The sequence below is a fragment of the Paenibacillus sp. J31P190 genome (genome assembly GCF_059692075.1).
Window position 1 is genome coordinate 289,316 of record NZ_JCAUAS010000004.1, and the last position, 22,586, is coordinate 311,901.

Annotated in this window: 15 protein-coding genes; 14 read left to right on the forward strand and 1 reads right to left on the reverse strand. The window is 44.8% G+C overall.

Annotation, left to right across the window (positions count from 1 at the left end):
• The first annotated feature begins 10 nt into the window (after window positions 1–10).
• From AC58U0_RS10925 to AC58U0_RS10945, 5 genes are all read left to right on the forward strand, one after another.
• Entirely contained in the window at window positions 11–1,759 is a 1,749-nt protein-coding gene (locus AC58U0_RS10925; protein WP_497379172.1) for a sensor histidine kinase, read from the forward strand.
• On the forward strand, window positions 1,752–2,873 hold the full coding sequence (locus tag AC58U0_RS10930) for a response regulator (protein ID WP_497379028.1): 1,122 nt from the start codon (window positions 1,752–1,754) through the stop codon (window positions 2,871–2,873). Before AC58U0_RS10925 ends, AC58U0_RS10930 begins: the two co-directional genes overlap by 8 nt.
• Window positions 2,874–3,033: 160 nt before the next feature.
• On the forward strand, window positions 3,034–4,752 hold the full coding sequence (locus AC58U0_RS10935; protein WP_497379029.1) for an extracellular solute-binding protein: 1,719 nt from the start codon (window positions 3,034–3,036) through the stop codon (window positions 4,750–4,752).
• Between the two features lie 71 nt (window positions 4,753–4,823).
• Entirely contained in the window at window positions 4,824–5,714 is an 891-nt protein-coding gene (locus AC58U0_RS10940) for an ABC transporter permease (RefSeq protein WP_497379030.1), read from the forward strand.
• Window positions 5,715–5,731: 17 nt separating this feature from the next.
• Window positions 5,732–6,616 carry a carbohydrate ABC transporter permease gene (locus tag AC58U0_RS10945; RefSeq protein WP_029193739.1) on the forward strand — a complete coding sequence of 295 codons (885 nt, stop codon included), beginning with the start codon at window positions 5,732–5,734 and terminating at the stop codon, window positions 6,614–6,616.
• A 598-nt stretch (window positions 6,617–7,214) separates the two neighbouring features.
• Here AC58U0_RS10945 and AC58U0_RS10950 read toward each other — a convergent pair.
• The gene (locus AC58U0_RS10950; protein WP_497379031.1) at window positions 7,215–8,579 is read right to left on the reverse strand and encodes an MFS transporter; all 1,365 of its coding nucleotides are present in this window, start codon (window positions 8,577–8,579) and stop codon (window positions 7,215–7,217) included.
• Window positions 8,580–8,793: 214 nt separating this feature from the next.
• Between AC58U0_RS10950 and AC58U0_RS10955 the strand changes: the two genes are divergently transcribed.
• From AC58U0_RS10955 to AC58U0_RS10995, 9 genes are all read left to right on the forward strand, one after another.
• On the forward strand, window positions 8,794–9,351 hold the full coding sequence (locus tag AC58U0_RS10955; protein WP_497379032.1) for an Hcp family type VI secretion system effector: 558 nt from the start codon (window positions 8,794–8,796) through the stop codon (window positions 9,349–9,351).
• Window positions 9,352–9,442: 91 nt separating this feature from the next.
• Window positions 9,443–10,099, forward strand: a complete 657-nt coding sequence (locus AC58U0_RS10960; protein ID WP_497379033.1) for a YheC/YheD family protein — start codon at window positions 9,443–9,445, stop codon at window positions 10,097–10,099.
• A 195-nt stretch (window positions 10,100–10,294) separates the two neighbouring features.
• Window positions 10,295–13,456 carry an alpha-mannosidase gene (locus AC58U0_RS10965; RefSeq protein ID WP_497379034.1) on the forward strand — a complete coding sequence of 1,054 codons (3,162 nt, stop codon included), beginning with the start codon at window positions 10,295–10,297 and terminating at the stop codon, window positions 13,454–13,456.
• A 63-nt stretch (window positions 13,457–13,519) separates the two neighbouring features.
• A complete protein-coding gene (locus AC58U0_RS10970) occupies window positions 13,520–15,442 on the forward strand; it encodes an alginate lyase family protein (protein ID WP_497379035.1) in 1,923 nt (640 codons plus the stop codon).
• 227 nt (window positions 15,443–15,669) lie between these two features.
• On the forward strand, window positions 15,670–16,563 hold the full coding sequence (locus AC58U0_RS10975) for a carbohydrate ABC transporter permease (protein WP_497379173.1): 894 nt from the start codon (window positions 15,670–15,672) through the stop codon (window positions 16,561–16,563).
• Window positions 16,564–16,585: 22 nt separating this feature from the next.
• Entirely contained in the window at window positions 16,586–17,455 is an 870-nt protein-coding gene (locus AC58U0_RS10980) for a carbohydrate ABC transporter permease (protein ID WP_497379036.1), read from the forward strand.
• 160 nt (window positions 17,456–17,615) lie between these two features.
• Window positions 17,616–19,025: an ABC transporter substrate-binding protein gene (locus tag AC58U0_RS10985; RefSeq protein ID WP_497379037.1), complete on the forward strand. Its 1,410-nt coding sequence runs from the start codon at window positions 17,616–17,618 to the stop codon at window positions 19,023–19,025.
• Between the two features lie 96 nt (window positions 19,026–19,121).
• Complete coding sequence (locus AC58U0_RS10990) at window positions 19,122–20,897, forward strand: cache domain-containing sensor histidine kinase (RefSeq protein ID WP_497379038.1); 1,776 nt, start codon at window positions 19,122–19,124, stop codon at window positions 20,895–20,897.
• Window positions 20,881–22,506: a response regulator gene (locus AC58U0_RS10995; protein ID WP_497379039.1), complete on the forward strand. Its 1,626-nt coding sequence runs from the start codon at window positions 20,881–20,883 to the stop codon at window positions 22,504–22,506. The genes AC58U0_RS10990 and AC58U0_RS10995 overlap by 17 nt, the downstream gene beginning before the upstream one ends.
• Window positions 22,507–22,586: the final 80 nt, after the last annotated feature.

Genomic DNA, 22,586 nt, shown 5'->3' on the forward strand with positions numbered 1-22,586 from the left:
GTTTGTTAAGATGCAGGAGAATGTGAAGTCATTTCTGTACGATTATTTAACGTTGAAAAAGAGGATTTTTATTATTTTCTTATGCAGTACATTAATTCCATTTATTTGTATCGTTCTTATCTCCTATTACGCGATTTATTCCATACTTACTAATAAAATTCAGAGCGGTATTCAAAGTAATTTAAAACAAGTTGAGCTTTCCTTAGAAAGCACGATAAGCAATTTGAATCATGTCTCCCAGCAGCTTGCTTTTGCAGGAAGTGTGGGCAAGAAGTTGGATCAAATGTTATCGCTTCCACCCAGTCAATCGTTCGAACGCTCGCAAATGATAAGCGAATTAAAAGATGAATTAAGCTTAGTCACCTTTACCAATCCCAATATTGGTTTAACCTTATACTATTTTCAAAATGACCATACGTACGATCTCGAAAATTCGGGCGTAAAGGAGAATTTTTCCCCTGAGAAGCTGCCATTGCTTGCAGAATACTCGGGAATTTCTTATTATGGTCCTCATTTAAGCAACAATCAATTTGATAATAATTTTGTTTTATCTGCACGAAGGAAAGTGGATTTACCGCAGCGTGATGATGTCTATGTCTACATTGAAACGGGGTTTCATCTCACGCAAAACATTCTGAATAATGATCAATTTGGCGGAACGAATTCCCATGTTTTCCTAGATAATGACGGGAGAATCGCGTATAGCGAGCTTCCCAATACATTTGTGAAAGATACGATATTCCCCAACTTTTCTAAAGAAAAAACCTTTGGCACCTATAATGAATTTTACTGGTTTAGGCAGGCAAGCAACCAAGGCTGGAGTATCGTGTCTGTCATTCCAAAAGCAGATTACAACAAAGAAATGAACCAGTGGTTTGTTCAAATCATGCTGTTTTCGCTCCTTTTTCTAGGGATGAGTTTACTCATGGCTTGGCTCTTATGGAAGATGGTATACCTCCCTTTGAATGGCTTTAATAGAGAAATCAAGCTGATGGCACAAAATCGAGTCCAGGCTGTTACAGTACGAACCAAAATACCGGAGTTTGATTTTCTACTGCATCAATTTAGGCAAATGAGAGAACAGATATGGAATTTATTCGCCGAAGTCGAACGGAAAGAGAAGCGAAGAGTGGATCTTGAGGTAGAAAAGCTGCTCTATCAAATTAATCCCCATTTTTTAATGAATACGTTGGATACTGTGCATTGGTTAGCTGTCATGAACGGTCAGAACGAAATCGATCGTCTTGTATCCTCATTAAATAAGCTGCTGCATTATAATTTAGGCAAGCTGGGACAGGCCTCAACCATTTATGAAGAAATCGAAGCCTTAAAGCAATATTTGATTTTACAGCAAATTCGCTATGATTTTAAGTTTGATGTTCAGATGAATGTCGATGAGGGGGTATGGAACATGCCGATTCCTCGCTTTATCCTCCAGCCGCTTGTCGAAAATTCACTTTATCACGGGTTAAGTGATGATGGGTATATTAAGGTTGATGTCAGTTTAACGAATACGATTCAGATCTCGATTCATGATAACGGTTCTGGGATGTCGGAGGAAACGATTGATAACCTATTACACAATCCGGAAGTTGAAAACAAAAAGGTTGGTATGGGGATTGGCTTAAATTATGTTAAGCGGATGCTTGAATCCCAATATGGCGAGCAGGCGGACCTGAGCATCAAGAGTGTTATTGGAAAAGGGACAACCATCCTTGTTTCCTTACCTATTATGGAGGTGAACCCCCGTCATGATTAAAGTGATGATTGTCGATGATGATAAATTGGTTCGCAAAGGTCTTATATCAGCCATGCCTTGGCACGATTTTGACATGGAGGTTGTCGGGGAAGCAAGTAATGGCGAGAAGGCCTTGGAATTTATAGCAGCGAACGCGATAGATTTATTGCTGACTGATTTAGCGATGCCTGTTATGTCAGGGATCGAATTACTGAAAATCGTGAGAAAGCAATATCCAAGCATTTATACCGTCGTGCTGACCTTTCATCAGGATTTTGAATATATCCAAGAGGCACTGAGACTTGGTGCTATTGATTATATTGCCAAGGTTCAGCTAGAAAAGGAGCGCTTTGAGGAAGTGTTGGAGCGGATCTACACGCGGATTAAGGAGGAGCAGAAGCATGCCCCTAATCCACATGATATCTTTTATGATAATGAGTCCTCTCATGGCATAGGTTCTTCGGTTCATGAAGGGGACAATCAACTGGTAGCAGTTCAAAAAGACTTAAACGTAGTGAAAGAGCAATGGTCGGGTCATGAATGGGTCTATCAAGATAACCTATTTACAACACATATCCATGATTTGAAGCAGCTGCGGTTACCTCAAACGAAGCTGATCGGGTTGTTATATGCGTTAATCGATAAATGGAATCTTTTATTTCATCCAGTTGAGTTGGCGACAATCCAATTGCCTGATTCTTTTGAAAGCTGGTATGAGGTTGAGGAATGGTTGATGGCTACTCGTGAAATGATTCGCAAGGCGATCGATAAACCTTCTTTTTCACAAGAGGTTGTAGACTGTGTGATGAAAGCTGTTTACATCGCGAATGAAGAAATGAAAGAGCAAATTACGGCCGCGAGCATTGCGAAACGGGTAAATATGAGTAGAAGCTACTTCAGCCAGTGCTTTAAAGAAATTGTAGGCATTAATTTTAGTGAGCATTTACGTCACAAACGTATAGAGAAAGCAAAGGAGTATCTGCTGTATACGAACAAAACGATTCTCTGGATTGCTGAGAACGTTGGATATATGGATGAAAAGTATTTTAGCCGCACCTTTAGGGAGCAAACTGGTCTGTTACCAAGCGAGTATCGGCAGAAGAATGTAACGGGTAGAGAAATGTCCGAAAATTAGTGGGTCAAATGCTGTGAGTTCATGTGAAAAAGGGGATTAACGCCGAATTCTCGGTCATTTACCCCTCTACATGTGTAACCGTTTTCCATCCTTGCAGCCTGATGTTTCGTGATACTTTTAAGACGTAGATAAATTCTAAATGCGAAAGAAGGGGCTTTAAATGAGAAAATCTAAAAAAAGCATACTGCTGTTACTGGCAGGGATGCTAGTCGTATTATCCGCATGCTCTGAAAAGGCGAAGCAATCACCCGCAGCTTCGACTACACCTGCACAAACGGGAGCAGCGCAAACAGCAGCTGCGCCAACTGAAGCGGGGCCATTCGCCAAATCGGCCAAACCGATTACGATTAAAATTGGTAAAGATGTAGATGCTTCCGATAAGAGCTTGCCAGCGGGAGACTCGCCTGAAAACAACCCGTATACCCGTTATATCAAAGAAAACTTGAATATCGATACGAAAATTGTTTGGCAGGCTGCCAGCGGTAAGGATTACGACCAAAAAGTGAATTTATCCATTGCCAGTAACGATTTGCCGGATGCGTTGGTTGTGAAAGATACACAGTTCAGACAAATGGTAAAAAGCGGTCAACTCGCGGATCTAACCGAGGTTTATAATAAATACGCCTCGCCAGCGATCAAACATATCATTGAAACGACGCAAGGGCTTGCGCTTAAATCGGTTACTGTAGATGGGAAGATGTATGCCCTTCCTAACGTAACGACAGAGTCAGATATGGTTCATATGATGTGGATTCGCAAGGATTGGTTGGACAAATTAGGCCTTCAACCGCCTAAAACCATCGACGAATTAGAAAAAGTAGCCAAAGCTTTTGTCGAACAAGATCCTGACGGGAATGGAAAAGCCGATACCATTGGCATAACAGGTCCGCAATTAGGCGGTTTACTGAATGCCGATTTTATCAATCCCAATAATAATAACTATGGTTTCGACCCTATCTTTTCTTCGTATCATTCCTACCCAGGATTTTGGCTAAAAGGTGCAGATGGTAAAACAGCCTATGGCTCCCTTCAGCCGGAAACGAAGCAAGCTCTCTCGAAGCTGCGTGATCTTTATTCCAAAGGCTTGATTGATAAGGAAATGACCATTCGGAAGGATGCTCAGGAACTGATCAAGAATGGGACTTCAGGCATTTATTTTGGACTATGGTGGGCTGGCGGGTATGGTCCATTAGCCGATGCGATTAAGAATAATCCGAAGGCAAATTGGCAAGCTTATACGGCTCCATTGGATGTGAATGGTGAATTCACACCGCACATGGGGAACCCGTCCAATCAATATCTGGTTGTTCGTAAAGGTTATGAGCATCCGGAAGCCGCTATTCAAATGGAAAATCTGTTGCTGCGCGATGAATCCAAATTCGATGTCAAAGTGGCAATTGGAAACTATCCTTTACGTGTTGTTTTTGCCCCAATGGATGAGATGGATGTCACTTACAAGATGATGAAAGAAGTTCTTGCAGGCACCAAAAAGCCGGAGGATCTAGATATCCCAGGATATAAATTACTAAAAGCCGATGCTGAAAAAGTGAAAAAAGTAAAACTCGAGCCTTATGACAAGAATGATATTCAATACTGGGATCCTAACGCCGATTTAGGTACATGGAAGCGTATGTATTCTACATTCGTAGGGATATCCCCGCTGCAGCAGCCGTTTAAGAAAACCTACAGCGTGACCTATTCGCAGACGAAAACCATGGAAAGCAAATGGGCTTCACTGGATAAATTAGAGAAGGAAACGTTCCTCAAAATTATCATGGGAGCTGCGCCGCTGGATTCCTTTGATAAGTTCGTACAAGATTGGAAGAAGCAGGGCGGAGATCAAATTTTGGCTGAAATCGATGAGAGTATCAAACAGTAAGAAAGCATGGAGGCGTCAGAGAACTCTGGCGCCTTTCCCTTACAATAGAGAGAATGGAAGTGATCGGTAGGATGGTTACGAAGGGGTTTGCCAAACATTACTATCTCATGCTTCTTCCTGGATTTATCTGGTTGACGCTGTTTAGTATCGTTCCTATGTTCGGGATTGTCATTGCTTTTCAAGATTTTAATCCGGGTCTAGGCATGTTTCATTCCGATTGGGTCGGTTTGGAAAATTTCAAATATATGTTCACGCTTAACGATAGTAAAACAGTGTTTTTTAATACGTTATTTATTGCCGTTATGAAAATTATCGCGAATATGATTGTTCCGCTTATCTTCGCTTTATTACTGAATGAATTACGCATTGCGTTTTTGAAAAGATGGGTGCAAACAATTGTTTATTTACCGCATTTTTTATCATGGGTCATTCTTTCGGGTATCTTGTTGGACGTATTGTCTTATAAAGGACCCGTTAACAGCATCTTGGGCATATTCGGTATTAGCCCGACTTTGTTTTTTGGCAAAGCAGAATTATTCCCTTTTATCATCGTGGGGAGTGATGTGTGGAAGGAATTCGGATTTAACACGATTATTTTTTTGGCGGCTTTAACGGGAATCAATCCGGCTTTATACGAAGCGGCTGCCATTGACGGCGCCACTCGCTGGCAGCGTTTACTTCATGTCACACTGCCTGGCATTATGACAACGGTCATTTTACTTTCTGTGCTCAGCCTAGGTAATGTCCTAAATGCTGGATTTGACCAAATTTTCAACCTCTATAATCCTCTTGTCTATTCGAGCGGGGATATTATTGACACATGGGTCTATCGGACAGGGTTATTGAATCTCCAGTATGGATTGGCAACGGCAATGGGACTATTAAAATCAGTCATCAGTTTTCTTCTCATTACAACTTCCTATTTCCTAGCTGCTAAGTTTGCAAATTATCGTATTTTTTAATATAAAGGAGCATGAAAATGGTCAAAGAAACAACAATCGGCTCCAGAGTATTCGATCTTTTCCTTATCGTGCTGCTGGTTGGCATAGCGTTATTATGTGTTCTTCCTTTATGGTATACCCTTGCTGTCTCGTTAAGTGATAACGCAGCAGCATCCTCGGGGCAAGTTGGCTTGTGGCCGGTGGGGTTTAATTTTAACTCTTATCATGAGATCATGGGTGACAGTAAGTTTTTTAACTCGTTCTGGATTTCCATACAGCGAGTCGTGTTGGGATCAAGTCTTAACTTCGTGATTATTATTCTGATGGGTTACCCCTTATCCAAAAATGCGAAGGACTTACCGTTTAGAAATGTGCTAATGTGGATTTTGGTGTTTACCATGTTATTTAATGGAGGATTAATTCCTTGGTATCAAACGGTTAAATCTTTAGGCTTGATCAATAACATCTGGGCGCTTGTTCTAGGGAACAGTGTACCGATTTTTAGTGTGATTCTGGTCATTAACTATTTCCGTAATCTGCCTAAGGAATTGGAAGAGGCGGCACTTGTCGACGGTGCGGGGCCTTGGTATATGCTTATCAAAATTTTCATTCCACTGGCGGTTCCCGTGTTGGCAACTGTAACTTTGTTCAGTATCGTCTATCACTGGAATGAGTTTTTTAATGGCCTTGTGCTGATGTCGAATGCGGATCATTACCCGCTGCAAACTTACATTCAGCAATTGGTCGTTATTGTGGATGCTAATACCATGACCGCGGAACAAATACAGAAGATGAGTGAACTTTCTAATCAGACCTTGAACGCGGCTAAAATCTTTATTGCTATGATCCCGGTTCTCATCATATATCCGTTTCTCCAACGATTTTTTATTCATGGGATTACGTTGGGGTCTGTTAAGGAATGATCAAGCCAGGGGCTATGCTAAGGGTATCCGGAATTTGCCCGAGGAGACGAGGAAATACCTGAAAACACAGGGAAGAGGAACGAGGGCGAAGAATCACTCGAAGTTGTGTAAGCGGAACGAGGAACGAAGAAGCACTCGAAGTTGGGTAAACGGAACGAGGGGCGAAGAAGCACCCGAAGTTGTGTAAGCGGAACGAGGAGGCGTTATTTGGGTGAAAACGCCCGAAATCGTGGGGAAGCGGAACGTAGAGGCGTTATTTCGCGTTTTTTGCCTCTGGAACGTTCAATTTCGCCCGAATAGCATCCTCACGTTCCCCTAATCCGATTTATAGAGCAGATCTCCCGAAATAGCGCATCTACGTTCCGCGAACAAGCATTAAAGTGGCATTCCATTGCCCGTAGTCCGCAAAAGAAAGCAGCACCAAACAAATAAGAAGGACAGTTGGGCGGGTAAAACGTGCATCTCAGCTGTCTTTTTAATTTTCGGTCAAAAAGGCTGTCCTCAAGTAGATTTCTACTTTTGAGACAGCCTTTGGTGTTTTCTACCCTCAAAGAAAGAGATATTAGCGCCTCTAGGGGCTTTATTTTAGATCAAGTATTCATCTGCCTTGAACTGCTTTTGTGCGGATGGAATTACTTGGCATTATTATCGATAACGTGAGAGTTGCCAAGCTGATTAGGGCGCATACGATGGCCATACCGTGCAGCCGCTGTGTGGTGATTTCATGGCTAAAGATGGCGCCAAGTAAACTGGAGGAGAGAATCGTCCCCATAAATCTGGAGGTCATGAACAACCCTGAAGCTATTCCTGTCTCCGCAGCAGATACATAGGAATATAAAGCCGTCTGCAATCCGAGATTTTGGAACCCGCTGCTCAAGCCGAATACGGATAGGACTGCAAATATCGCCAAGGAAGCGGAATGTTCATGAATCAGCAGTATGAGCAGTGAACCCGCTATAACGATAAGCGAACCTGTGATTAGCGGTGTTTTGGAGCCGGAATTGTCAATCCATCTGCCAACCAGTGGCGTAGTGAAAATTCCTAATCCTGATAAGGCCAGCATCATCATGCCAACCTGCTGCGCATCGAATTGCCGGACTTGCTGTAAGTAAGAAGGGATGCTGAACATGATCGAGTAGAACACGATGTTGACACATATAAACTGGAGATAGACCAAACAAACGTTGAGATTTTTTTTCAAAAAGATCACATCAATAAACGGCTGGGTGCGCTTTAACTCAAACTTATAGAATACATAACTCAACACTAAGCTGGTTAAAAGAAACCAGAAGTTGACCCTCTTTTCGAAGGAAAGAAAGAAAAATAGCCAACTGATGATTAGTGCTGCAAAAAGGGCAATTCCCCACAAATCCAGTCCGCCTTTGGCGAGTGACTTGCGCGGGCCGTCTTTCGGAAGAATTCGGATAGAAAGCAGAAAAGCAATGAGGATTACCGGAAAGTTAACAATGAAAATAGCTGGCCAATCCCCATATTGGATCAAAAACCCGCCAATAGACGGACCGAGGGCCGCCGACGTGGAAGAAAAAATCGACATCACGCTTAGTGCCCTAGCTTGATTATCTGTAATACTACTGCGAATAATCCCCATTCCGGCTGGGTATAGCGAAGATGTTCCTATCGCTTGAATGACGCGAAAGCCAATAAGCCAGCCAATGCTCGGTGCCAGCGGAGCAAGCAAGGATGACACTGTAACGAGTGCAAGTCCAATTAAAAAGATACGTTTGCGACCAAAGATATCGCTTATCTTCCCCATAATTGGTTGAGCAATGGCGCTGGCCACATAATAAGTCGCGATCAGCCAAGAGATAGCACTATAAGTAACATGGAACTCGGCCTGCAGCCGTGAGAATGCCACTGAAATCATCGACGTATTCAGTGGATTTAAGAGAACTCCAAGGCCAACGGCTGTGATTAGCCAAAGCTGCTTGTTCTTATTAAACATATCATTTCTCTCTTTCTCTTTTTTTAATTCATTATAATCCTATTTAAGTTGGACTGCTTGATAAAAATCGGTCTTTCGCTAGGTGACGTGCTTGTAGGGAAGGACATTTTGTCGCCTCAAGGCTGACTAAAGCCTCATTTACAAAAGGAAAATTATCGGATATATTTAGGTCAATTGATACGAAATGTATCGGACGAGAAGAGGAGTGATATGCTTGAGAAAGTTCAGAAATTCAATAGTCTTCTTCACCATTTGCTTGTTTGTGCTAGCTTTCGGTGTTGTTCTCGCTGCTGCGGAAAGCAGTGATTTCGATGTTTATCTGAAATTAGACGGAATTTCGGGTGAATCTGTTACGAAAGGATATGAAAAGTGGATACAGCTTCAAGATGTTTCATTTGAATTCGAAAATAGTTCTACATTAAACAGCGGTTCAACCACCGGATCGGGTGCAGGGAAAACGGTTCGGAAACCGATGGCTTTCAGTAAAAGTTTTGATCTTTCTTCCGTACCTTTGTTTATGGATATGGTCATGGGAAAAACCATCGAGAAAGGCCAACTTGTCTTCGTTAAGACTGGTGAACAAAGGATACCGATCGTAACTATCGATTTAGAAAAGATTAGCGTTAGTAAATATAACTTAAATAATTTAGAGGAATACATCGAGTTGAATTATGGAGCGATTACCTTTAAATACACAGCCTTAGGACCAGATGGGAAGACCACGAATACGAATACGGGCGGCTGGGATTTTATGAAGAATGTGAAAAAATAAGCTATTCACTTCATTGATTGTCCCAATCCCTTCTGACGGAAGAGGAATACTCTAGCTTAGAGGAAGCCTTGTACGGAAGGAGGAATCCCTTATGCGTTTGGTTGCTAATAAATGGTCGAAGTTCTCCGTTTTGTTGGGGCATGCCGGTGTTGCCAAGCATATTCCTAACATGCGCCGTTTTAGCGCTTCGAACCTGCAGGCCATGCTGCAACAATATGTATTTGTCGTGGCAAAGCCGATCATTGGTACCGGGGGAAGCAGTGTAGTAAAAATCAAAAAAACGGGTAACGGTTATTTGCTGCACAACAGCGGAACGAAACGAACATTTCGTACTTGGAACGAGCTGTTTTCCACGTTAAACCAGATTCGCAAAAACCGCCCTTTTATGCTGCAGCAGGGCATTGATTTAGCAACAATTGACAGTAGGCCGGTAGATTATCGCGTCAAACTGAAAAAAGCAGGTCGGTCTTGGGTCATCCGAGCCGTTGTAGGACGATTGGCGCGTCCTGGACTTTTCGTCACAAACCTTTGCCAAGGCGGCACCTTACTTAAAGGTACTCATGCGCTGCGGCGGACTTTCCCTGCTTCGCTGGTCAAATCCAAAATTGACACGATGTGCGGAGTGGCCCGAACCAGCACGATGCTGCTGGAATCTCGCTATCCAGGCATTGGAATGCTTGGATACGATTTTGGTATCGACAAACATGGAAACGTATGGATTTTTGAAGTGAATACGAAACCTCATTAGAGCTTAAAATTAAAAGGGCTGCCTGATGGCAGTCTTTTGCTTTTCTGCCTTTATCGCTTATTGAGTCTATCTTAGGTCCAGTAAGAATATATTTAATGATTTTACCCCCTCACTATCATCAGATTACCTATCACATAAGAAGTTTTGCATCCATTACAATAGACATACTAGTAAGAATAAGGAGGAGAAAATTGGATGTTATGGACCGTGGAGAAATTACAAGCACGCATAAATGAGTTGGAGTCGTACCGCTATCGCGATGAACGGCGCATAGATAAGTTTCGAATCAAACTGGATGAGGCCGGCACTATTGGAGCGTATCCGTCGGAAGACGGCGAGTGGACGGACATACGTATAGGTGACCGTTGGAATGGCCGCGACGTATACTACTGGCTGGCAGCAGATGTGATGATTCCCGCTGAGTGGGAAGGAAGCAAGGTACTTGGCCGATTCTGCCTTGGACAAACTGGAGGTGGAACGAACAGCGGATTTGAATCGCTGCTATTTCTGAACGGAGAGCCGTATCAAGGCGTAGACTCGAACCATGAGGAAGTTTTTATGCCTGAAGCTGTGATCGGTCAAACTGCTCAGCTGCGCTTCCGCTTGTGGTCAGGGCTAGGGGGATATCAGAGCGACCGCGAGATGGAAAGCCGGCTGGAGCTGGCTTCTGTATGTTGGTTAGATGAATACGCGGATGATTTATACTATACAGCCAAAGCGCTGCTGGAAACGGTCCGTATACTAGACGAAAATCGTCCGGAGCGGCACCAGTTGTTATCGATGCTGGATGAGGCATTCCTGGGGCTCGACTGGTCGAGGCCTGGGAGCGAAGGCTTTTACAACTCAGTCCAAAAGGCGCGCGAACAGCTCCGGCAGGCTTTGTCGCTGATGCCTAAGCTTCACTCGGTTGTGGTACAGTGTATCGGACATACACACATAGATGTTGCTTGGTTGTGGCAGCTGAAGCATACGAGGGAAAAGGCAGCGAGATCATTTTCAACCGTACTGCGTTTGATGGAGCAGTATCCGGAGTATATCTTTTTGCAAACACAGCCGCAGCTGTATGAATATATCAAGTCCGATTATCCGCAAATTTACGAGCGTATCAAGGAACGCATCAAGGAAGGCCGCTGGGAAGCCGGTGGAGCGATGTGGCTGGAGGCGGATTGCAACTTAGCTTCTGGGGAGTCTCTGGTGCGGCAGCTGTTGTATGGGACCCGATTTTTCCGTGAGGAATTCGGTGTGGAATGCAAGTATTTATGGCTGCCTGACGTGTTTGGCTACAGCTGGGCGCTGCCGCAAATTTTACGCAAATCTGGCATCGAATCGTTTATGACGACCAAAATCAGCTGGAACCAATATAACCGGATGCCTCATGACACTTTCAAATGGCGGGGCATTGACGGGACGGAAGTACTGACCCATTTTATTACGACGCCGGATCCCGGTTCGAGCGAAGGGGCCTTTTATTATACGTATAACGGGCAAGTGACGCCCTCATCGGTACAGGGGATTTGGGAAAGCTACCGTGATAAGACGCTCAATACGAATTTGTTGCTTGCTTACGGGTTCGGTGACGGCGGCGGAGGCGTCAATCGTGAAATGCTAGAGATGCGACGCAGGCTGGACGATATTCCGGGTATTCCCCATGTGAAGACGGGGCGTGCTGACGAGTATTTTAACGAATTGCAGACGAGCATCAGCAACACCAATTCCTACGTGCACACGTGGGATGGCGAGTTGTATTTGGAGCTTCACCGCGGTACTTATACGAGTCAGGCTTACAACAAACGGATGAATCGCAAGCTGGAGCTGCTGTATCGGGAAACGGAATGGATGCAGGTCATGAGCTGTATGTTGAATATACAAGGCCAAGCGACGGATGCCGAAACTTCCCTTGCCCTGCACGAAGGGTGGAAAATTATTTTGCGCAACCAATTCCACGATATTATTCCTGGGTCGTCGATTCGCGAGGTGTATGAGGACAGCAGAGCCGAATACGAAGAGGCGTTAGCTATTGGTCAAAAGGTATGGGATCAGTCAGCATTGCTTTTGACAGCGAGCAGGGAAAAAAGAAGCGAAGTGACGGTGTTCAATAGTTCTCCTTGGGAGAGAACGGATCTCGTTTGCATTCCCGAAGAGCAAACGGAGGAAGCCGGAGTAGGTTGGCACGATGCTTCGGATCGACCACTGGAGGCTCAGCTTGTAGGCGGAAACTGGTGGGTAAACGTAGAGCGGATCTCTCCAATGGGATTCGCTGTCATTCGTCGTAAGGAACTGATCGATCAGCCCGTACAGGCAATTGCAGAGAATAAATTCAAAAAGTTGGATCATGGATTTATAACGCCTTATTATGAAATAGAATGGAATGACTATGGTCAGATTATCCGTCTTTACGATCGAATTGAGCGCCGGGACATACTCGCTGCAGGCGAAACCGGGAATCGATTCGAAGTGTTCGAAGATAAGCCGAAAGGTCGGCATGAGGCGTGGGATATTGACATCTTCTATACGGAGAAAAAGCAGGAAGTGAATCTTCTGACCCGAGTCGAAGTGACGGACAACGGTCCCTTGGCTGCGGTTGTCCGCTTCGAGTGGGCATACATGGAGTCAACCGTGGTGCAAGATATGGTGCTCTATGCATACAGCCGAAGAATCGATTTCCAGACTCACGTGAATTGGAACGAGCAGCGCAAACTGCTGAAAGTAGCCTTTCCGCTGCGAATCCGTGCTACGGAGGCGACTTACGATATTCAATTTGGCAACGTGAAGCGTCCGACCCATTGGAATACAAGCTGGGACTATGCCCGGTTTGAGACGGTGGGCCATCAGTGGGCCGATTTATCCGAACGCGGATACGGCGTCAGCCTCATGAACGATTGTAAATACGGTTATGATGTAAAAGACCATGTGATGCGTCTTACCCTGATCAAGTCCGCTATGGTTCCTGACCCGACAGCCGATCAAGGAGAGCATGAATTTACGTATTCGCTCTTCCCTCATGCTAGCGACTGGTATGACGGTGGAACGGTGCAGTCCGCTTGGTCGCTGAATAATCCGCTATCTTTTGCGCCCGGCAAGCCTGCGGAAGACTCATTCAGCTTGTTTCGCCTATCGAGCGAGCATGTTATGATTGACGCGGTAAAAAAAGCGGAGGATCATGACGCGATTATTCTACGCATTCACGAGTTTGCTGGTATTAGCGGCCAAACGAAAATTTCAAGTGATGCGCGGGTTAAGTCTTGGCAGGAATGTGACCTGCTTGAAAGGCCGCTTGGTGATTGTCAGTACGAATCATTGATTGATGTTCAGCTAAATCCGTACGAGATCAGAACATTTATCATTCATATTCACTAGCTGTAAGCTGAGTATCGGTTACCTCGCACGAACAACATCGATTATGAGAGGAGGTAGACAGAAATGAATTATTATTTAACGAATCAGGAATTGATGGATGCTGGGAAGCATTATCTTCAAGAATATCCAGAGCTTGCAAAGGCATCCATTGAGAATGCGGAGCAAGCATTTAAGAATATGTTTCGAGTTCCCTATACAATGGACATGGATCATTGGGTTTATATGGGCGAACCAATAGATTGGCTGTATAATCCTTCTAAGGATCTCGAATTCACGTGGGTAATCAATCGGCATTGGTACATGTTGGATTTAGGCAGAGCTTATTTGATGACGCAAAAAGAGGAGTACATCCATACTTTTATCAAGCACCTGCGAGGCTGGTGGAAGCAAAATCCTGTTCCGAAGTATCTTTCTTACGAGAAAGCAACTTTTTTTCAACAACCGGGGCCTTGGCGCTTATTGGAGGTGGGCCTTCGTGTTCAATCATGGATATCCGCTTTTAAATACATGGAAGAAAGTCCGGTTATTTCTGATATTTTCCGAGAAGAGTTTCTATTGGCATTAGTTGAACATGCGAATTATTTGACTAGTTATTTGGGGAGCACGGAAATAAATCATGCCATCATGCATATGCAGGGCTTATTTATGATAAGCGTTTTTTATCATGACCATCCTAGAGCCTCGTTTTGGCGTCAGTTTGCAACCGAGCGACTGGAGTTGTGCATGGTTCATCAGATTGGTCCTGACGGCGTACAATGCGAGTTAACGACGCATTATCATAATGGAAGTATTGAGATGTTTGGTGCTCCTTATTTACTAGGGAAGCTATCCGGCTATCCGATGTCGGAATGGTATGCGAACAACCTTCGCAGAATGGGAGCATTCACGCATGCGATGATCAGACCCGATTACGGGTCTACAGCTGCAGGTGATTCCGATCTATTAAGTTCCGGTACGGAGCGTCTTGCCTTACTGGGTGCGATCCTAGAAGATGAGCTATTTATCTCAATGGGCGAAATTAGCGCTGAAATTCTATGGATGTTTGGTAGTGAAAGGTATGAAGCGTTCAAAAAACAACAGCAGTCCTTTAATACGCAGCTTCCAACTACGGTATCTTTCCCTCAAACGGGGTTTTATATCATGAAGGATGAACACCATTATGTATTTTTTGACGCCGCTTCCATGGGGGGGGCTCATGGGCATGCTGATGCGCTAAATTTGGAATGGATGTGGAAGCGTAACTTGCTCTTTCTCGATCCAGGAAGGTATACCTATGAAGAAGGGGAGTGGCGCCGTTATTTCAAGAGCACCCGAGCGCACAATACCGTTACAGTGGATGGACTGGATCAGACACCTTATGTTTCTTCACAGGAATGGGGAGCCCCACTTGCGGAATGTGTGACGAACCGGTGGATCACGGGGGAGGAGTATGATTTTATCGATGCCTCCCATAATGGTTACATGAGACTTGATACCCCGGTTCTGCATCGCCGATGGCTGCTGCTTTGGAAAAAGAGCAGTCTGATGATCATCGTGGATTGGCTGGAAGGCGAAGGGATGCATGACATTGAACAGAGGTTTCAACTTCCTCCCTCTACGAAGGTTCGAATCGTTGATGAAGGCAATGAAGATATGTTGAAGACAACTGTTGACTATTCCTCAGCCATTCAGCTGCAGATGCATTGGATGACGAGCAGCGATCATTCAGGTAATTTTACTGTTGTCAGCGAGACAGGATGGGTATCTGAAGTATATGGCGTCAAAAAGGAAACATCGACAATTGTCGGAAAAGGAACAATGACAGGTAAAATGGGCATAGTGACCGTCTGCACGCCGATTGACTTAAAGGAAGATACGGTTCAGCCGCTAATAACTCGACTGGATATTGATCATAGGCGGCAAGAAGTATCGATCTCATATACAGATAATGCGGGAAATCTGGAAATTCATCTCGATGGTAATGAAATCAACTGGACTCGCAGGTAAACAAACCGATTGCCTTCCCTTCTGTTGAAATAATTAGATATTCCTGGAAACTAGCCGCAGAGAAATCTTTGTGGCTTGTTTCCGTTTGCTGAGGATGAAAGATATCCGATTTCATATTTTATAAAACAGTTGATTTGTCCTACGGACACAGTTGAATTGCCGCTCCCGTACGATTACGAGGTTGTACTATGCTTGTAGTACAAAAACCTAAAAGGAGCAGATGCATGATGCGAAAAAGGATTTCTCTTTTCAATTCCTATGTATTCATTTTTCCTAGTCTATTTTTAACTTTGGCGCTAGGAATCTATCCGATTGCTTGGGCGCTTCGCTATATGTTCTACGATTATCAGGGGTATGGGCAGGAAAAATTTATTGGACTCGACAATTTTTCGAGATTGCTGCGCGATCAGGAGTTTTGGCACTCTGTGTATAACACCTTCATCTACGCAAGTGGTAAAATTATCATCGTTTTGCCGATTTCCCTTTTACTCGCCGTCATACTTAATCGGGGGCTGAAAGCCAAGGGCCTGTTACGTGCCATTTATTTCATGCCAACCATTATCAGTACATCGGTCATGTCGATCGTTTTCTTTACCATTTTCAATTCGTATAACGGTTTGCTCAATCAATTTTTAATCAAATATGGATTGATTTCTAAAGCGATTGAGTGGCTAGGACCGAATTATGCCATGCTGACCATAATTATTACGGCTATCTGGGGGGCGATCGGTAACTATATGTTGCTTTTCATTGCTGGTTTGCAAGGTATTCCCGAAGATTTGTATGAGAGCGCATCGATTGATGGAGCGAATTCAGCGCACAAATTTTGGTACATTACGATTCCGATGCTGGGTCCTGTTCTACAAATGATTATTATGCTAGCCATCATCACTGCCTTAAAGGGCTATGAAAGCATTATGGTTCTTACCGAGGGAGGACCGTTCGGCAAAACCGATGTCATGTACCTCTACGTATATAAACTGTTTTTCCCGGTTTCCGCATCGGCTTCAACCGTACAGCAGATCGGATACGGCAGCGCAGTCGGGTTTGTAACGGCACTGATTGTCGGTTTGATCACAGTCGTTTATTTCTATATGTCCAAACGATTGAATCGGGAATAATGAAAGCGGGGAGCTGCCACCAATGATGAATACACAAACGAAATCGAGCGTCGTCCTTAGAAGCGGACATATCGCGGGACATATTTTGAAATGGATATTTTTGCTGGCGATAGCCTTTTTCACGTTATTTCCCATGGCTATGGCGATTCTGGGATCATTCAAAACAAATGCAGAATTGACAACGGGAGCGACTCTGTTGCCTGCGATCTGGAAGTTTTCCAACTACGCGACTGCATGGAAACAAGCGAATTTCTCACGCTTTACTTGGAACAGCTTATTTGTCAGCACGGCAGTTACGATTGGCACATTACTCGTTGCTTCAATGTCCGCTTATGCGGTGGACCGTACGCGGTTCCCAGGCAAACGCCTATATGTGATTTTGCAAGCAAGCACGATGTTCATTTCAATAGGAGCCGTTGTTCTTAGGCCGCAGTTCGATCTAATGGTAAAGCTTGGGTTAAATAAGTCGCTGTGGGGTGTCGTTCTTATCTTAATTAGCGCGCATGCCACAGTCTATTTTATGCTGATCGGTTTTTTCAAAGCGATACCCAAAGATCTGGATGAAGCCGCTTATATTGATGGCTGCAATTTCTACACGGTTTACTGGCGGATCATTCTTCCGCTGCTGCGTCCTGCGCTCGGCGTCACCGCTTTGTTCACCTTCCGAGGCGCATGGAACGAGTACATCTTGCCGCTTGTTTTCACGATGACGAATCCGAAGCTGCAAACGCTAACGGTGGGGCTGGCCAATTTGCGATACGGAATCGGCGCAGCGGCAGAGATACATCTTATGATGGCAGGAGCATGCCTATCCTTCCTTCCGATTCTGGTCGTGTACATCATTGCGAACAAATCTTTCGTTCAGGTGACAGCAGGCAGTTTGAAAGGTTAATTGTAGGTCGCCTACCTAAAAAAGTGTTTTTTCCCCTCATCGAAAGTTGATTTGCCCTTCACGGTTCAGCATGATGAGCGATTATATTATGAAAGCAGTTACATTTTGTGACGAAGCATTTTGTTTTGAGGTAAAATAAAAATTAGGAGGGTTTCACAACATGAAGAAGAAACAACTTGTCATGAACACGCTGCTCGGTGTTACTTTGGTCGCTTCACTCGCGGCTTGCAGCTCGCAAACTGAACAACCTAAAGCTACTGGCGCTTCCAGTACTACGGGCACCCCTGCACCTGCAGGAGTTAAAACAAAGCTGTCTTACTGGACTATTGACCGTCACGATGCCGATTACATGAAAGATGCCATCAAAAAGTTCAACGAAACAAACAAGGATAACATTGAAGTTGAAATGACGGTACTTGCCGATAATTATAATCAGTCGGTCGATATCGCCTTTGCCAGCAATCAAGCGCCGGATGTGTTCCGGACAAACGATTTCCCCAACTATGTGAAAAAAGGATACTTGCTGGCGATCAACGATTTGATGACCGAGGATATGAAGAAGCGCTTCGGCAACCTGCAAGTTGAAGAAATGAATACGATCGACGGTAAAATTTATTCGCTTCCGAATACGGGGCAATACTGGAGATTGATTTATAACGTCGATTTGTTCCAAAAGGCCGGTATTAAAGAACCGCCGAAAACGGTTAAGGAAATGGTCGAGGATGCCAAGAAGATTACGGAAGCCGGCAAAGATATCGGTGCATACGGCTTTGCGGAAAATTTCAAAAACGCCAATTCCGCCTTCAGCAGAATCGTCAATCCAATCGGAACGCTGAGCGGAACCAGCGAGGTGGACGGCTACAATTACAAGACGGGACAGTACGATTTCTCAGTGTACAAGCCCGTAGTAGAAGCACTGCGCCAGATGAAGCAGGACGGTAGCATGCTGCCGGGCGTCGAATCGCTTGATATCGATCCGCTGCGCGCGCAGTTCGCGGCAGGAAAGATCGGCATGTACTTGAACCATTCCGGCGAGCCAGCCGTATATCAATCACAATTCCCGACCAAAGTAAACTGGGCCGCTGCTTTGCCTCCTACGATCGACGGCAACCAGAAAGGGACTGTCTCGGTCATTGCAGGTAACTACATTGGAATTAACAAAAACACGCAGCACAAAGATGCGGCATGGAAGTTTATGCAGTATTTGTATACGCTGGACTTCCAGAAGGAATACCATGAGAAAGGCTTTGGAATCTCCATCGTTACGGATGTCAACGCAGCTGCCAAAAAACCGACCATGCCGGGGATCGACGGCTTCCTGCCAAGCAAATTCGACGGTCTGTATGCTCCGGCACCGACCGGTGTTACAGAGGCTAAGGTGGAAGGAATGAAGACAGGCGACTCCGTCGTTAAATATATGCTGAGTGGCGGAGACGTGGATAAACTATTGAGCGATTTAACAACCCGTTATAATGCGGCATTGGAGAAAGCGCGGGCTGCCGGTGACACGAAGATGAAAGCGAATCCGGATTTTGACCCGAATAAGCTGCAGGGCAGCCTCGCCAAGTAGGCGGGCAATCGAACTTGAGGATAATTCGCATACGGGAAGGGGCGCGCTGCTGAAAACGGCGCGTCTCTTCTCTTCTTTAGAAAGGAGGGAGCACCCTTGAAAAAATGGTATTTCCGGCTTTCGCTGCGCCGCCGGTTATGGATCTCGTTCCTGATGTTGACCGTCCTTTCGATCGCGCTAACGGGCTTGATGTCCTATTGGATTGCCTTTCGATCGACAGAACAGGAGGCTTTCATTTCCAGCCAGAATACGCTCAATAAATCCGCGCGCGTGCTGGATGAGAAGCTGCGTCACATCATTGTGACGACCTCAACTATGATGCTTAGCGATGCGTTCAAGTCGGCAATGGAGGACGTGTACTCGCATTCTTCGGGATCCTACTACACAAGGTTGTCTTCGATGCAAATCCCTCTTGGGCAAATGAAACTGATCGAACCTTCGATCCAATCCGTTTTGATTTATACGCCAGCAGGAGAGTTTTATGCGACAACTGATCATCGTAACAGTCAAACTAGCTTCAAGGATACGCTGTTTTCACGTTATTTGGATAGCACCGATCGCGTTATCTGGGTGGAAGATCATGAGGATCCCCTGTTTCTGGGGAATCAGCGGGTCATTTCCCTGATCATGAAGCCGATCACGGATTTGAATGTCCATGACGCTTATGTCGTAGTCAATGTAAAGGAAGATGCGATTCTGAGTGCCATCACCGACGATCTGCTCGTTCCTGCAGACCATTATTTTCTCGTAACCGGAAGCGGTGAAGCCGTGCTTCCGCTTGGATCACGGTTCTCTTCATTCCAGCGGGACCCGGAGTTCATGAAGCTCTTGCAAAGGCAGCAGCGAGGCTTTTTCAAATATAACATGGGCGGAAGTCCGTATTTGGTCAATTATTCGCGGCTAACACTGGCGGGCAACTGGACGCTTGTCAGTGTGCAAATGCAATCCGATTTACTCCGTCAGGTGAACCGTATCAAAACGGCCACATTATGGATCATGTTGTGCTGCGTTGTATTGGCTTTCGTCCTGTCCAATGTCATTTCGAGCTTATTACTGAAGCCTTTGCACAAACTGCAGGGGCTGATGAAGAAGGTTGAGCAAAACAATCTCGATGTCCGGTTTACCAGCAAATACGAAGATGAGGTTACACAGGTCGGATTGAAGTTTAACCGTATGCTGGAGGAAATTTCTTCACTCATTGAGGACGTTAAGGAAGCCGAGTATGAGAAACGTAAAATGGAGGTCAAAGCGCTGCAGGCTCAAATTGATCCGCATTTTTTGTATAATACATTAAACACGATCATTTGGAAGTCGGAATCGTCACAAAACCAAGATGTCACGGAGATGATCACCTCACTGTCACTACTGTTCCAGCTAGGTCTTAACGGCGGAAACGAGATGACGACACTGGCCAAGGAAATTGATCATGTTAGGCAGTATTTAAATCTACAGCAAAAATGCTATGAAGGTCTGTTCGATTACACGATTGAGCTTGAAGATGATTCGCTGCTGGAGAAACCGATATTGAAAATTATCTTGCAGCCCTTGGTGGAAAACTCCATTCTGCACGGCTTTCAAGAAATGGAGGGAATGGGCATAATCCGGATTTCCATTACACGTCTGAGTGATAGTCTGCAGCTGCGTGTGGAGGATAATGGTGCTGGCATGGACGTTCAAACCGTCAAGGCTGACATGCGGATAGAACAATCTTTGAAAAAAAGCTATGCCCTCCGTAACGTTTATGGACGATTGCGGCTGCATTACGGTAGTGAAGCTGATATCGACTTGAGCAGTGAACCTCATATATCTACCTCGGTCACACTAACAATACCACTAGCAGGTGAGGGATATAACGATGACGACAGAACTTAGAATGTGCGTAATTGATGATATCAAGACCGTGGTACAAGGGATCTCAAATCAAATAGATTGGGAGACTTACGGTATTCGCATTGTAGGCACAGCGGGCAACGGTGAGAGAGGTATTGAGCTCATCCTCGAAACAGAGCCCCACATTGTCCTGACCGATATACGGATGCCGAAAATGGACGGTTTGGAAATGACCAAGCAGGTATTGGAAAAGTTTCCGCGAACGAAAATTGTTTTTTTAAGCGGATACACCGATTTTCAGTATGCACAACAGGCCGTTCAGCTCGGTGCGTTCGATTATATTGTCAAACCGTTTACGCCGCAAAAAATTATCGAAGTGGTCTTAAAAGCGAAAAAGTCGATTGAAGAGGAAATGGGGGAAACTCAGCGCTTTCATGAGATGGAAAGAAAACTGCGGGAAAGCTTGCCGTATTTAAGACAGGAATATTTTCAACTTCTGCTGCAATTTCGAACGACCCCCGAACAAGCGGCCAGACGCTGGGACTTCTTGAACATCGGATTGGAGCGGGAGCGCTTTGTAGTAATGCTTACGGAAATCGATCAATTCGCTGAACAAACCGAGACTTTGCCTGTGCAAGAGGTAGAGTTGATCAGATTTACCGTGCAAAACATTTTAGAAGAAAGTTTAAGGCGGTTCACCAAAGGATTTGTGTTCCGTGATAACACGAACCGGTTTGTAGTCATATTCAATCCGCCGGATTCCCTAAGCGTGGAAGCCATTTCGGAGCAGTGCCGTGAAAATGTTGAAAAGTATTCCAGATATACCATATCCCTTGGTATTGGGGAAGAAGTAAAGGCGATACATCAAATTTCGTACTCCTATTCGCAGGCGCTCGCTGCCCTTTCTTATAGTTTTTATACGGGTGGCAACACCGTGTACAGCTATCGAAATATGAGCCCGGTCCACCAAACTGCGCCGCGATACTCTCCAGAAAAGGAAAAAGAGCTGTTTTATTGCCTACGGTCTGGAAACTTGCCTAAAGCAAGTGCCATAGTGGACGAGCTATTCGAGGAAACAGTTACTGCATCCGTGCCTCCAGCTCCCGAGATGGTTAAGGGGTTCTGTGATGAGCTGGCTTTTCTGATCAATCGTGTTTTCTCGGAGAAACTAACTCATGAAGAGATGAAACAGATCGAACGTCATGTTTTGTACATTAAAAATCTTTCGTCCTATAAGCTGAAGGAGCTCCAAGGAAACATGAAGGAACTGTGCAGAATGGGTTGTGAGTTGATTCAGAAACGTCATGTGGAAGATGCGAACCAAGTCGTGGAACAAGTTATTGAGCACATACGTCAAAATGTAGCCTCAAATATGACTGTTAATGATTATGCCAAGCTTGTTTATTTGAGCGGCAGTTATTTTGCCAATTTGTTTAAGAAGGTAACGGGTATGACCGTTGTACAGTTTGTGACAACTGAGCGGATGGAGCAGGCCAAGATTATGCTGGCCCAAGGAAAACAAGTTCAAGAAATCGCCCAAGCACTCGGATACGAAGACAGGCCGCATTTCAGTGAACTGTTTAAAAAACATACAGGAATGACACCATCTGAGTTCAAACAACTGTATAGCGCTAAAGGAGCGGGATCATGATGGTTTGTGAGAATAAGATCTGGGAGAACATTTATAGTGCATAAACAAAAAGGAATAACATATGTAGAGGGAGATTGCTC